The following is a 13,587-nucleotide window of genomic DNA, read 5'->3' as shown; positions in this document are numbered from 1 at the left end:
GGATCCTCTTTTGAAATGAATGGCGGAATCTGGCTGCACCTATCCGCCATTCTAAGTTAACCATTATGTGGTTGCAGTTTAAACAAATACAGAGATTCACGCATACTTATTCAATGACGTTTATCAATACGCTGCACCAGTAGATCACCCAGCCACTGGATACCGCACACCAGTATAATTAACACAGCAATCACCGCTATCATTACCAAGGTGTCAAAACGCTGGTAACCATAGCGAATAGCCAAATCTCCCAATCCTCCTGCCCCAATTGCCCCCGCCATGGCTGAAGCGCCAATCAGTGCCACCAACGTAACAACAAAGCCGGAGAGAATGCCTGGCAACGCCTCCGGGATCAAAACATCCCAGACGATGCGCAACTTGCTTGCACCCATTGCCCGTACTGCATCAATAAGTCCGTGATCAACATCGCGCAGTGATACCTCAGCCACACGCGCAAAGTATGGAGTGGCGGTAATCGACAATGGCACAATAGCGGCCCAGGTGCCAAGTGATGTACCGACCAAAAAACGAGTTAAGGGAATCATCGCAACCAGTAAAATGATAAAAGGCAGCGAACGAAAAACATTGATAATCAGGCCAAGTACCCGATTAATACCGCTATGTTCTGAGATGCCACCCTGGCTGGTCATAACAAGAATCAAACCCAGTGGTAAGCCTGCAACCAATGAAAACAGGCCGGAAACTGTTGTCATCAGAATGGTTTCCCACAGTGCATTAAGAAGTAAATCAATCATTACTGGCGACATAACCGACCAACTCCACCTGTGCCTGCTGCAAATGCAGCCATTTGAGAACTTGTTGCTCATCTGTTTCGTTTGCGGCGAAAACAGCAATAAAGAAACGCACCACTGCATAGTGCTGGATATGATCAACACCACCTTGTATCAAGCGGAATTTACCAGGCAATGTTGCAGAGAAATTAACAAGCAAATCACCTTGTGCATCTTCACTGACAAAATGTACGCAATATATGGCCTCACCTTGTTTTAACTTGGTCAATTTTCCCGCTATTGATTCCGGCAGTTGTGGCAGTAAACCGCGCAGTAACACACGTGTTAAATCCGACTGTGGATGCGCAAACACCTGCCACACCGGGCCCTGCTCAATTATCTCCCCTGCATTGATTACCGCCACACGATGCGCCATTGATTTGATCACCTCCATCTCGTGGGTGATCAGCAAAATGGTAATACCGAATTTTTGATTAAGGGATTTGAGCAGCGACAAAATCGAACGTGTGGTTTCGGGATCGAGGGCTGAGGTGGCTTCATCGCACAATAATAGTGCTGGACTTGCAGCCAGAGCACGTGCAATACCGACCCGCTGTTTCTGCCCACCTGACAAAGCCGCTGGATAACTAAACTCCTTATCCGCCAGCCCGACAATTTCAAGTAGCTCTCTAACACGCTGTTCACGCTGTGCTTTACCTATGCCCGCAATCTTCAACGGCAGCGCCACATTTTGTGCAACGGTTTTTGCTGAAAGCAAATTGAAGTGCTGAAACACCATACCAACGCGGCTGCGAACCGCTTGCAACTGTTTTTCCGACAGACCGGTAATGTTCCGGCCTTCTATTTCAATGACTCCTTCATCAGGTTGTTCCAGCCCGTTGAGACAGCGGATCAAAGTAGACTTACCAGCACCGCTTCGCCCGATGATGCCGAGGATTTCGCCTTTATGTACACTCAAAGACACCTCGTGCAACGCTTGAGTTTTTCCAAAACTTCGGGAGACAGCTTGTAATTGCACGACGCAACGATTTTCCCGCGCAATGTATTCGCTGTCTTGATCGCTTTCCACGACACCACGTGTGACTGCATGATAGGGCAAGTCAGAATTTGAGAATAATGTCATCTTTAACTTGTCCTTACCACGCTGTTTGACCTGTGCCTTTATAAACCTTATCAAACACATTTGTTACCGCATCATTCTGATACGACGCCACAAGTATTTTAACCCAAGGGGCACCTGCGTTTTCTTTCTTCACTGCGATGAAGTTGATGTAAGGATTATCTTTGACCTGTTCTTGAGCAATACGATCGGCTGGTGTCAAACCACTTTTTAATGCCCAATCGGTATTCACCACCGCCGCATCCAGGTCCGGGACAGAACGGCCAATGATGCCTGAATCCAATTCTTTGATTTGCAGGTGATGTGTATTTTCAATGATATCAGCGGTGGTAGCATTAATGCCTGCGGCCTGTTTAAGTTTTATTAATCCCTGTTGTTGAAGTAGAATCAGTGCTCGCGCTTCGTTAGAGGGATCATTTGGCACGCCAATGACTGCGCCGTCTCTAAGCTTCTCCGTCGTATTTACTTTCTGTGAGTAAAGACCAATAGGCCACACTGCCATATCACCAACACGTACGATATTGTAGTGGTTCACTTTAATTTGGTTGTCAAGGAACGGCTGGTGCTGGAATGCATTAGCATCAATTTCGTCGTTCTGTAACGCTTCGTTCGGCTGGTTATAGTCATTAAACACCACAGTTTTTACTGTCAACCCTTTTGCTTCCGCCTGTTTTATCACTTCTCGCCACACGTCCTCTCCCTCACCGCCCATGATGCCCACCTTAATAACGTTTTTATCTGCAGCCTCAGACTGGGATAAGGGAAATAATATTGTGAAAAATAACCATGCTACCATGGTTAAAGAAATTCTATTCTTAACTGAAGCTAGGTGTATATACATAAAGTAAGTCCCTAATGTTTTTATCAAGGTTGAAAAATAGATTTTTGCAACGACTGGCAGTGAGAGTATATCTGCTTTCATGCGCCTTCGTTATGATTTATACAATAATGCTTTTCCATTAATAACATATTAAAATACATTTATTCTAGAGTTGGATTTGATTTTCCTAGAAATATTATTTTTCTTCAAAAAATATTATGATTACTCATCGGAATGGTTCCGAGAAAATTACTTCAAAAGTTAAAGTTGAGCATCCGAGCATCGAGCCCTGTCAATGATTAGTTTGAAATGGAAGTAACTCCTTGCACGCCAATTTAGTCTTCAGTAGGTAATCGTGAACTAAAATTAGATTACTTAACCGAAATGTCACTGTGTGGTTTCATAGCTGGTGGGACCCAAAAACCAGCACTACATTTGCGACAATCGTTTGGGAGAGGCTTGCCTCTCCGAAGGCCCATAGCCGCCCCAGCTTACTTACAAAGTAGAGTATCGGCGTTAACGTGAGGCTATTAGGTTATGACACATAAAACGGCTGTCAGTTGTTTGGCGGCGGAGGGTCACCCAGGCGTCGCGCGCGGTACTCCGCCCAGCGCGACGCAATGCACGCCTGTGCGCCATCAGCAACGACATTGGCGACGCCTGCAAAAATGAGTGCTCCGATGCCGATAAACGTGATAGTGTCCGGCACTTCATTGAAAAACAATGCTCCAAAAATCAGACCCCACACCATCTGACTATACTGGATCGGCGCGATCCGGCTGGCAGGTGAGGGCGTCAATGCGGTTATTAGCATGATGTAAGCAAATCCGTTGAGCAATCCTCCCGCTAATAGGAGCAGCAGATCTCGCACATCCGGCCATGTGAAGCCAACGATTATGAGTATGATCATGTTGAGCCCAGCTGTGTATAAGCCCGGCAAAAGGAACAGGGCGAGCCGTCGCTCCGTCCTTGCAACGGTCCGCGTCAATGTCGTCGCTGATGATGAGCAAATCGCGCCAAGTAACGCGCTAAGATGCCCCCAGTCCAGTTCCTGGAAGCCTGGTCGAACAACGATCACGACAGACGCAAAGCTTATGAACATCAGTAACCAGCGTGTCGACGTCACCTTCTCTTTGAGGGCGACCACCGAGAGTAACGTGATGAATACGGGAGTCAGGAAGATAATAGAATATGCTTCAGACAATGGGATTGAAATAAACGCATAGGTCCCTGCGGTAGCAGAGATAGCACGAAGTACGCCAATGAGATGGCTATAACAAGGATTGACCAGACTGATTGCCACTCCCCAAGTCTCGCTTTGGGGTTTTGCCAATATACCGGGTAGCAGCGAGAAGATCGAGACGAATAGTCCAATCTCGAAAACGCTAGCGCGATAGCCGACAAACTTTACCATCGAGTCGCCGACTGTATAGAAAAAATATACTGTAAGAGCGAGCAGTATACCAAGAGTGACCTTGCTCATATTTACCAACGTCAATGGGTATTGCACTTTCGGTGCTGACGAGGTCTTCTTAAAGATATTCATGCGTTCTTCTCCCAGTTAACTCTATCGCTTTAGCGGTTTCCTAACCGCAGGTCTGGTTGTGGGATCGATAAACACTCCAGCGCCTTGATAAACAGCGATATGAATACGACCCTTGTCGGCGAGATTGAGTACAGCGTCGTGTTCTAATCCGCGCCAGACTCAGGTGGTGTCAGCGTTTTATCTTTTTTTTTCATGGAATTCATCTTCTATTAAAAACAATGTTCGATTGGTAATAGCCAGTGAAACACAAAATCTAAATGGCGCCTTGATTACGATCGAGTCGGGCAAGGGTTTACAGGGATGCTTACACGTTGCTTCAACAAGGCTATTAGAAAAAAGACGTATTCATTATTATTTACGACAAGAAAATGCTTGACATAAAATCAAGGCCTAGCAAATATAGTGAATTCAACTATTCGTAATTAAGACAGGGTAATATTTGTGGTCAGGATAATTAGTTATGGCAAGTTTCTTAAGAAAGTATACCGATAGTTATTAGTGCATATACCACACGATTGGTCTGTAATTAAAAGCAGAGTAAGACCAATTGCTTACTCTGCTTATCCCTTTTAATATACAAACGAATAATGGAACAACCATTATCTGTTTCAATATTTTTTACTGAAATTTCTCTCCGTTATTAAAAGCGTATAATGTGTTTTAGGCCTTTTCCGCGCCAGGCATTCTCAAACGCCTCTAATCCATTATCAATCGAATATTCATGCGTCACGACACTATTGACTGGAAGCAGGCCGGAGGAAACAAATTCTAAAGTTTTACGGAATTGTGAAATAGAAGACTTAGTAGTGCCTACTACACTCAGTTCTTTAGAATGAATCAAGTTTGTATCTACGGGAACTGGTTGTTTATCTGCAGGTGTTAAACCAAAGTAGTTTATTCGTCCAAAATAATTCATAAGTCGCAATACTTCATTTTGTACCTGCGCTACTGGAGTCGCCGTCAATGCAATATCAACACCTTTCCCATCGGTATGTTTCATTACAAAATCATATAAATTATCACCGCAGTATGTCAACACGCCGGGAACTAATTTCTCCCCTTCTCTTAAACGATCCTCTGAAATGTCGTTTAAAATAACTTTAGAGGCACCTAGCATTTTTAAAAGCATTGCTATCATTAATCCTATTGGACCTGCTCCAATAACAATAGCAATATCTCCTGCTTTTACATTACATTTTGCCACGCCATTATAAGCACATGAGAGAGGTTCATTCATTGCAGCGTCTTCTGGAGAAACAGTATCAGGGATCACAACAAGATTCCCTTGAGCAATTGCATCTTCAGTAATTACCATGTATTCAGCAAAGGCCCCATCAATATTAATACCAAAGGCCTTATGAGAATCAACACACATATGAGTGTTTCCGCTAACACAAATGTCACAAATTCCACATCCAATATTTGGAGCAATTGCAACTCTCATCCCTTCTTTATAAAAAGGGACCTCCTTACCTACTTTTGTTATTTTTCCAGAGACTTCATGCCCCATTGTTACTGGATGTTCGGCATCAAAATATTTATGCCCATGCTTCCAGTTTTTTATGTCAGTCCCGCAAATCCCTGCTGCCTCGACTTTAAGTAGAATCTCTTTTCCAGAAATTTTTGGTGTCGGAATTTCAACTATACGAATGTCTTCTTTACCATATAACTTAATTGCTTTCATACATTTCATCCTTCGATTATTGTTTCGAACAGTGTCATTAATACTCAACCTTCCACATTAATGACTAATGGTTACCGGGTGCTGACTATCCACTGCTAAAACCTAGTTGTCGAATGGTTAGACATTTTTGAAACGTGAATAGTTAAAAAATCAATAACAGAGGTTCTGATGGCTGATAAATTTAACTGATTATTACACCCACGCTTCAAAAAATCGGGAAGGTATCTAACCTACATTAGTAGGTATTGAAATAGTTTTGTATTAACACTGGTTTTTTGTTCTGCGACAGCGCTGTCATCAGTAATATCCTAGCCTTAGCCGGATTTAATGAATTAGATACTAATCCCGGTAGCTCTTTATCAGATGACACGATTCCATTGCCCGTTCGGGATGCGCGCACAACAATAATTCCGGCTTTCTCTGCCTTCTTAATACCAGCTTCGCTTCTCACAGAAACTGAACCCGCGCCTGTTCCCGCATAGACGATCCCGTCAACATGATGTGAAATCGCTGCGTCAAACATATATTCTGGGTCATCCTGATAACCATAAATTATCACCACGGTAGGCAATTTTTTAAGGTTCCGTACATCAAAAACAGAGCGCAGGGTATGCGTTTTTTCAACACGGTTTTCAAATTGAGGTTTGCCGCCGACAATTATTCCCAGATATCCCTCCTCGGGAGCTTTAAAGGTGTCCATAGTGGTAGAGTTTGTTTTGGTTATAAATCTTGCCGAGCCTATACGGTCATTTAAAACCACCATGACGCCACGTCCCTTGGCATTGGGATCGGCAGCAACCGTGACGGCCTCCAGTAGGTTCATCGGACCGTCGGCGCTAATCGCTGTGGCGGGTCTCATCGCTGCGGTAAAAACGACGGGTTTATCGCTCTTAACTGTAAGATTTAGAAAGTAGGCAGTTTCATCAAGCGTATCGGTTCCATGAGTAATAACAACACCATCAACATCATTACTTGCCAACAACGCATTCACCTGTTGAGAGAGTTTTAGAATAATATCGCTGGTCATGTTTTCACTGCCGATATTTGAAATTTGCTGACCATCAATGCGGGCAATAGTATTTATTTCTGTCACCGCATTAATTAACGTCTGAACGCCAATCGCCCCTGACTTATAGCCTGTTGTTTGCGTATTACTTTCCGCCGTACCCGCAATGGTCCCACCTGTAGCCAGAATAACAATATGAGGCCTGCTGGAGGCACTGAATACACTTTGACTGATTAAAATCATTGCCGCAACGATGAATATTTTGATATTCATTTCCACACCCTGACTTTATGTTATTTGAAGTAGTGATTTAAAATTATTTATAAATCAACCTAGAGCTATTTTACCTAAGATAAGACCAACAACAACGGAAACAATAACGTTCACTAACCCTGGTCTCATAAAACTGTGGTTAAGAACATATTTTCCAATACGTGTTGTTCCTGTGTCATCAAAAGCCAATGCAGCAAGACACTGCGCCGCAATAGGAAAAAAGAAATAGCCATTTACCGCAGGCCACGAGCCAATAAGTACATAGGCAGGTAAACCCAACGCCAGTCCCAGTGGTATCAGAATTAAGGTTGTTGCAGCCTGACTGCAAACCATTGCATAAACAAAGAACATCATGATAGCAATCAGCCAAGTTTGCTGTAAGAGTAACGCCTGAACTCCTGCTTTGATCATGACAATATTTCCACTAATGAAGGTTTCACTCATCCAGACAAGACCCCATGAGCAGACAACCGCTAGCGCACCCGCACGGAAGACGGTACCACCTAGAATTTGATCCACCTTTGGGCGACATATCAACACGATCAGGCAGGCAAAGGAGAGCATAGTTATCTCGATTGCTGTAGACATAGAAAGCGGTTGCAATCCCTTTGCTGTTTCTACCATCGGACGTAGAGACGGAATTATTCCTAATAATACAATCACAATCGCACTCATTAGAAACAGTACGACAGAAAGCGTAGCACGTGTAGTGATTACTGTTTTCTTGCTTTCTTTCTGAACAGGTTGAATTAAACCTTCTACCAGTCGACGCTGGTACTCTGGATCGTCTTTTAACTCTTTGCCTTTATTAAAGTTAGACATCGCACCTATCGCAACGCCAATTAATGTTGCTGGCACGCAAATTATCATTATGGTGAAAATGGATATGCCTAATGGCGCCATCAGGCCAATCATCCCCGCCATCGCTGCTGAAATGGGACTGGCAGTTATCGCCTGTTGTGACGCTATAACTGAGATAGATAATGGTCGCTCTGGGCGGACGCCTGAATCGCGAGCAACTTCAGAAATAACCGGCAATAAACTGTATACAACATGCCCTGTCCCGGATACAAAGGTGAAGATATAACAAACAAAAGGTGCAAGCAGAGTGATATAACGTGGATGACGTCGCAGGATTTTTTCTGCCAGCTTAACCATAAGATCCAGACCGCCTGCAGCCTGTAATGATGAAGCAGCTAATACAACGGAGAGAATAATTAAAATAACGTCATATGATGGTGTTGCAGGAGTGAGGCCAAATACAAAAACCATCACACCAACGCCAAAACCACCTATCAGGCCTAGAAATACGCCACCGATCCTGGCACCAACCATCAGAGCAAAAAGAATAAAACACAATTGCGTCCAAAACATACTTCCTCCTTCTAATCGGAGTCAATGTTGCGGGCAAGTTAACTGAGCTGCGTCAACAAGCGGAATAAGGTTTACCGAAACCAAACGCACCATATTGCGACAATACATTTGCAGCAGATTTTCCGCCATCGCGCATTGCACGCATCACTTTTTCGTTGTCAGGCTCAGCTATGCCTGTTTGAATAATTGAGAGCATAAAGCCGGTTAAAAAAGCATCGCCAGCACCTAATGTATCTATAGGCTCAATATATTCAGGACACCATTCAAGGTAGCCATCCTTAGAAAAATAATACACGCTCTTATGACCACGGGTAGCAATAATATGTCGACAACCATACTGATAAAGTAAGGCTATTTTTTCTTTTATTTGATCTGGGGATAAATCGCCGCATGAAATAAATCCATAATCAACCCAAGGGCATACATCCTGAAAATATGAGTTTGTCCCTCGCCCAGAAAAATCAAATGATATCAGGTTATGTTGGTGTTTGATTTTCTCCAATTCTGATTCCAGATGACCATTAATACTGGAATGCACTAAACTAAAATTTGCAATGAAATGAAGATCATCCTGAGACAGCACTAAAGGATTTTCACGCAAAACCCCATTTTTATTACTACTAACAAACTCACGATCACCATTATTCAGACGAATACATGCATATCCATTTTCACCATCATAATGACGGCAGTGTGTCATATCTATATCTAATTCTCGCAATACATTTTGTATATGTCTCGCAGCTTCATCATTCCCGAATGCCCCCATGAAAGCACTTGGCACACCCGCTAGTTTTGCATAAACAGAAAAGTTTAATGCATTGCCTCCCGGATACATGATTCCTGAGTGAAGATATTTGTCGACGACATTATCACCAATACCTATTACGCTTATTTCCATAATGTTTCCTAACTCAACATGATGTAAAAAAAACGTCCCTGTTGTTATTAAATCCTCTAAGAATTAATATTCTACCTTCCACATATAACGACGCGTGGTTAACGGGTGCTGACGAGCCTCTGCCAACGCGCGGTTGTAGACTGGGTAGACGTTGTTAAAAAGTGAATGGTTAAAATAATCAATAACTGTGGTGCTGATGGTAGACAAACCTAACTCCTTCGCATCCACAACCTCAATTCTTTGGCCGTACTTTTTCAGAAAGTTTAGAGCGCGCTCATCAACCAACCGTGTACTGCCTTCTGAATACTGGAAGAAGAATGGTGTATTTGCATCAGTAATTTCGAATGGCCCATGGAAAAACTCACCGCTATGAATACAAGCCGAATGAATCCACTGCATTTCCATAAAAATGCAAATGCTCTGCAAATAGGCAGCGCCATATCCTGCGCCACTTGCGACAGTATAGATAACCTTATCGTCCTTAAATTCCTGAGCGAATGCATTTGCACGTTCAGCCACATGTTCGCAAGCGCGCCACACAATACGATTAATCTTGCTGACTCCGTCCATAAAGTCGTCATAATGAGCATAACCTTCCGTGTGCTGAAGAAGTTCAACCGCGCTCAACAAACATTTCATCGTTTTCTCTCCAGCAACATCTTTGCCATCGCCGAAGGTATAACTCTCTACGAAATCACAATGTACGACTAAAGGTGAATCCATGACCCAGGTTAACCCAATGACAGGGGCACCATGTTGACGGGCAATTTCTGCTGCCTTAATCGTCTCCGGAGTGTTGCCTTTATGTGAAGCGACGATTACAACAGCGTTTTCACCCAGCGCTACGGGTGGGTTACTGATAAATTCACCGCTGTTATACAGACCAACGGTTAGCGCGGTTGCCTCTTTTTCTAAAAAAGCCTTTGCAGGATAGAACGCTGCATAGGAGCCACCACAGGCCACGTAGTAAACGTACTTGACTCCCCCTTTTTCCGCCTGGCTGGCCACAATATCGCTAACAATCTCTTTAATACTCATCTGCTTCCCTCTGTTCTTACCGATGATAGTGGCGAATGTTACCGCCACGAATGACTCTAAACATATTACATTTTTTATATGACATTAGGATACATTTAATCGGTGTGGGACAAAAAAAACGGGATCCATGATATGGATCCCGTTTTAGCCTGTAGCAATGCTGCTGCCTAAAGGATTACACCGTGAAGCAAATCTTGTCACCTACAATGAGTTGTTTGGATAAACAGGATAATTCTCCTTTATTATCAATCATTTCGCTCCTGATTAAAATTAATGGATAATGCTCACTAATTCCAAGGTAATGTGCGACTTCAAAACTGGCGTAGACCATCTCGATCTTTTTATTGGAATGAGTAAACCAGAGACCGTATTTTTCACGCAGACACTCATACAATGAATGATTGTTGAGATCCTCTTCTAACAAAAAAGCGAAGCGTGGAGGGAGTTGGATAGTTTCCAGAGAAACCGGGATATTGTCTGCGAAGCGTATTCTTTCGATTACCACAGCTTTCTCATTCTCTCCCATGCTAAGTAAGGATTTGGCCTCTTCATCTATCGATTCAAAAACAGACTTGATAGTTCGTGATCCGGGAATCCTCCCCTGTAACTTGCATAACTCGCTGAAACTTATGATGCTACTCATGCTACGCTGAAATTTTTCCCTAGTGACGAATGTTCCTTTCCCTGAAACACGAGTCAGGAGGTTTTCACGTGTCAACGCATCTAGTGCCTTACGTACAGTTACTCGACTTACCTGTAATTGAGCACTCAATTCATTTTCCGTTGGAATCTGCTGACCTGGTTTATACTCACCCCGCAAGATGGCATCTTTCAACGAAGCTTCAAGCTGTTTATAGAGTGGTTTCGCGCTTTTGCTGTCAGGGCGTTCCATATTATGTATCCATTTGTATTGTCGATGTGTAATGCCATGTATTATAACCATAATTAAATAGATTCTTACTATGGATGAAGAAAAATCATTCGCATCGTATGTAATAATGACCTTAGCAACAAACCTTACCTCAGTTGGAAAAAGGATTTCTGCATGATAATAACGCACTGATATGTATGTAGTCCCCCCTGAATTTAGTCTTACCGCGTAATGGAGTTCTCTGGTTATCGATTGTTAAAACTCAACTTTCGGCGTAAAGGAAAAAAACGCTTACCCAACAGGTACCCACAGCCGTTGGTTATTCCACATAAAATGAACCACTGTTGGTCAGTCGATTTTATGAGTGATGCCTTGAGCGACGGGCGACGATTCAGGTTATTTAACGTAGTTGATGATTTTAACCGGGAAGCACTGGCGATTGAAGTTGACTTGAATACCGGCTCATCGTGTTGTGCGCATTCTGGAGCGGTTAAGTGCAGAACGAGGCTATCCGGCTTTTATCCGAAGTGATAATGGGCCAGAATTCACTGCCGCCGCCTTAGGCGAATGGGCAGAGATGCACGGCGTGATACTCGATTTTATTCAGCCCGGTAAGCCGATGCAGAACGGATTTATTGAGCGATTTAATAAAACACTACGAACAGAAATACTTGATATGTATCTGTTCAGAACACTGTCAGAAGTCCGCGTGCTAACAGAAGACTGGCGCACAGAATATAACGAAGAACGCCCGCATAGCTCACTGGGTGATATACCACCTGTTATCTATGCGAGGGAAAAACTGGCCGGAGATCCTCATTGGCGGTGGTACTAAAAACCGGAGGGACTACACTAACACGGCTTATCTTTATGATTGGTTATGCCTAATGAGTCAGACTGTCTTTTGTGAGTTTTCGTAACTCAAGACATAAGGCGGGACGTATTCTTCTAGGCATATATCAAGATAATTTGACCACCATTGCATCATCGCTTTACGGGCATCCAGATATTGTGCTTTGTGGATGTAAGCTGCACGGACACTGTTACGTTCCTGATGGCTCATCTGACGTTCAACAGCGTCCTGAGCCCACAAACCAGATTCCATTAGGGCACTACAGGCTAGTGCCCTGAATCCGTGGCCGCAGATTTCACCCTTTGTGTCATAGCCCATCAGACGTAGAGCCTTGTTGACAGTGTTTTCGCACATTGGCTTATTCGGATTATGGTCACCGGGGAATATCAGTTCCTGATGCCCGGATATTTCCTGTATCTGTTTCAGAATTGTCATGGACTGACTGGAGAGGGGAACGATATGAGGTGTACACATTTTCGCACCGCGTCCGGAATAGCGGACTCCGGGGATGGCCTCGCGAGTGGCAGGGATGGTCCAGATTTTGTTTCTGAAATCGATCTCAGACCAACGGGCAAAGCGCAGTTCGCTGGAACGGATGAACAGGTGCAGGGTAAGTGATACTGCAAGGCGGGTTAATTCTCGCCCTTGGTTGTAGTTCTGAATCCGAGTCAAAAGTTCTGGCAACCGCTCCAGCGGAAGTGCAGGGTAGTGGCGTTTAACGGGAGGGGCGATAATACCGTCCAGATTTGCTGCCGGATTATTCTCTATCAATTCTCGATGCACAGCATGACGCATGATGTTACACATATGCTGCCGGGTACGAGCTGCTACTTCCAACAGACCTTTTTCTTCAATACCTTTCAGCAGGTCGATGAAATGTCGGGTTTTCAGTTCTGTGACCGATAGGTGCCCAATTATTGGGAAGATATGATTGTTCATGCTGGCAAGCAGACGGGCGGCATGGTTTGCTGACCAGGCTCTGTTACTTTTATGCCAGCTCAATGCCACGGTCTTGAAGGTTTTTTCTGGTGAGGAAGTGGTTCTTTCAGTAGAGCGCTGTTGTGCTGGATTGATATTCTGCGCCAGTAATTTACGGATACCATCACGTCGCTGACGAGCGTCGGACAGAGACACATCAGGGTAGGCACCTAAGCTGAGGCGTGATTCTTTTCTATTGATACGATATTTGAGATACCAGAGACGTGAACCGCCTGGATTAATCAAAAGGTACAGACCATGAGAATCGGAAATTTTGAAGGGTTTTACGGATGGTTTTAAGTTGCGGATTTTTGAGTCGTTAAGAGACATTTGGGGGTCACTCCGTCATCGAACCAACTTGACCCCAAATC

The 13,587-nt window shown here is 43.9% G+C and carries 11 protein-coding genes and 1 pseudogene; 1 reads left to right on the top strand and 11 read right to left on the bottom strand.

Annotated features, from left to right (window positions below):
* Nucleotides 1-110 precede the first annotated feature (110 nt).
* The 10 genes from HGO41_RS07405 to HGO41_RS07360 form a co-directional block, all read right to left on the bottom strand.
* The gene (locus tag HGO41_RS07405) at nt 111-767 is read right to left on the bottom strand and encodes a methionine ABC transporter permease (RefSeq protein ID WP_250980916.1); all 657 of its coding nucleotides are present in this window, start codon (nt 765-767) and stop codon (nt 111-113) included.
* A complete protein-coding gene (locus tag HGO41_RS07400; RefSeq protein WP_250980915.1) occupies nt 748-1,875 on the bottom strand; it encodes a methionine ABC transporter ATP-binding protein in 1,128 nt (375 codons plus the stop codon). The genes HGO41_RS07405 and HGO41_RS07400 overlap by 20 nt, the downstream gene beginning before the upstream one ends.
* A gap of 13 nt (nt 1,876-1,888) precedes the next feature.
* Nucleotides 1,889-2,668 (bottom strand): MetQ/NlpA family ABC transporter substrate-binding protein, encoded by a 780-nt coding sequence (locus HGO41_RS07395; RefSeq protein ID WP_502947379.1) that lies wholly within the window; start codon nt 2,666-2,668, stop codon nt 1,889-1,891.
* A gap of 580 nt (nt 2,669-3,248) precedes the next feature.
* Nucleotides 3,249-4,238 (bottom strand): DMT family transporter, encoded by a 990-nt coding sequence (locus HGO41_RS07390; RefSeq protein ID WP_250980913.1) that lies wholly within the window; start codon nt 4,236-4,238, stop codon nt 3,249-3,251.
* A gap of 640 nt (nt 4,239-4,878) precedes the next feature.
* A complete protein-coding gene (locus HGO41_RS07385; RefSeq protein ID WP_250980912.1) occupies nt 4,879-5,922 on the bottom strand; it encodes an alcohol dehydrogenase catalytic domain-containing protein in 1,044 nt (347 codons plus the stop codon).
* 235 nt (nt 5,923-6,157) lie between these two features.
* A complete protein-coding gene (fraE, locus tag HGO41_RS07380) occupies nt 6,158-7,171 on the bottom strand; it encodes a fructose-asparagine asparaginase (protein ID WP_502947378.1) in 1,014 nt (337 codons plus the stop codon).
* Between the two features lie 84 nt (nt 7,172-7,255).
* Nucleotides 7,256-8,575 (bottom strand): anaerobic C4-dicarboxylate transporter family protein, encoded by a 1,320-nt coding sequence (locus HGO41_RS07375; RefSeq protein ID WP_250980910.1) that lies wholly within the window; start codon nt 8,573-8,575, stop codon nt 7,256-7,258.
* A 52-nt stretch (nt 8,576-8,627) separates the two neighbouring features.
* Nucleotides 8,628-9,476 (bottom strand): fructoselysine 6-kinase, encoded by an 849-nt coding sequence (locus tag HGO41_RS07370; protein ID WP_250980909.1) that lies wholly within the window; start codon nt 9,474-9,476, stop codon nt 8,628-8,630.
* Between the two features lie 63 nt (nt 9,477-9,539).
* Entirely contained in the window at nt 9,540-10,514 is a 975-nt protein-coding gene (gene fraB / locus HGO41_RS07365; protein WP_250980908.1) for a 6-phosphofructose-aspartate deglycase, read from the bottom strand.
* Between the two features lie 175 nt (nt 10,515-10,689).
* The gene (locus HGO41_RS07360; RefSeq protein ID WP_250980907.1) at nt 10,690-11,406 is read right to left on the bottom strand and encodes a GntR family transcriptional regulator; all 717 of its coding nucleotides are present in this window, start codon (nt 11,404-11,406) and stop codon (nt 10,690-10,692) included.
* A 225-nt stretch (nt 11,407-11,631) separates the two neighbouring features.
* Here HGO41_RS07360 and HGO41_RS07355 point away from each other — a divergent pair.
* Nucleotides 11,632-12,220 (top strand): annotated as a pseudogene (locus HGO41_RS07355) (IS3 family transposase); the annotation flags it as partial.
* Between the two features lie 57 nt (nt 12,221-12,277).
* Here HGO41_RS07355 and HGO41_RS07350 read toward each other — a convergent pair.
* Nucleotides 12,278-13,546: a tyrosine-type recombinase/integrase gene (locus tag HGO41_RS07350; protein WP_250980906.1), complete on the bottom strand. Its 1,269-nt coding sequence runs from the start codon at nt 13,544-13,546 to the stop codon at nt 12,278-12,280.
* Between the last annotated feature and the right edge of the window lie 41 nt (nt 13,547-13,587).

The organism is Rahnella sp. CG8 (genome assembly GCF_023701875.1).
Classification (GTDB): Bacteria; Pseudomonadota; Gammaproteobacteria; order Enterobacterales; family Enterobacteriaceae; genus Rahnella; species Rahnella aceris.
Note: the sequence above shows the minus strand (reverse complement) of the source record. Positions and strands in the feature narration are given on the sequence as shown.

Bases quoted from the DNA above. Each gene is read 5' to 3' on its own strand.
- HGO41_RS07375 (WP_250980910.1), bottom strand. From the start codon at position 8,575: ATGTTTTGGACGCAATTGTGTTTTATTCTTTTTGCTCTGATGGTTGGT.
- HGO41_RS07395 (WP_502947379.1), bottom strand. From the start codon at position 2,668: ATGGTAGCATGGTTATTTTTCACAATATTATTTCCCTTATCCCAGTCT.
- HGO41_RS07360 (WP_250980907.1), bottom strand. From the start codon at position 11,406: ATGGAACGCCCTGACAGCAAAAGCGCGAAACCACTCTATAAACAGCTT.
- HGO41_RS07350 (WP_250980906.1), bottom strand. From the start codon at position 13,546: ATGTCTCTTAACGACTCAAAAATCCGCAACTTAAAACCATCCGTAAAA.
- HGO41_RS07390 (WP_250980913.1), bottom strand. From the start codon at position 4,238: ATGAATATCTTTAAGAAGACCTCGTCAGCACCGAAAGTGCAATACCCA.
- HGO41_RS07385 (WP_250980912.1), bottom strand. From the start codon at position 5,922: ATGAAAGCAATTAAGTTATATGGTAAAGAAGACATTCGTATAGTTGAA.
- fraE (WP_502947378.1), bottom strand. From the start codon at position 7,171: ATGATTTTAATCAGTCAAAGTGTATTCAGTGCCTCCAGCAGGCCTCAT.
- fraB (WP_250980908.1), bottom strand. From the start codon at position 10,514: ATGAGTATTAAAGAGATTGTTAGCGATATTGTGGCCAGCCAGGCGGAA.
- HGO41_RS07400 (WP_250980915.1), bottom strand. From the start codon at position 1,875: ATGACATTATTCTCAAATTCTGACTTGCCCTATCATGCAGTCACACGT.
- HGO41_RS07370 (WP_250980909.1), bottom strand. From the start codon at position 9,476: ATGGAAATAAGCGTAATAGGTATTGGTGATAATGTCGTCGACAAATAT.
- HGO41_RS07405 (WP_250980916.1), bottom strand. From the start codon at position 767: ATGTCGCCAGTAATGATTGATTTACTTCTTAATGCACTGTGGGAAACC.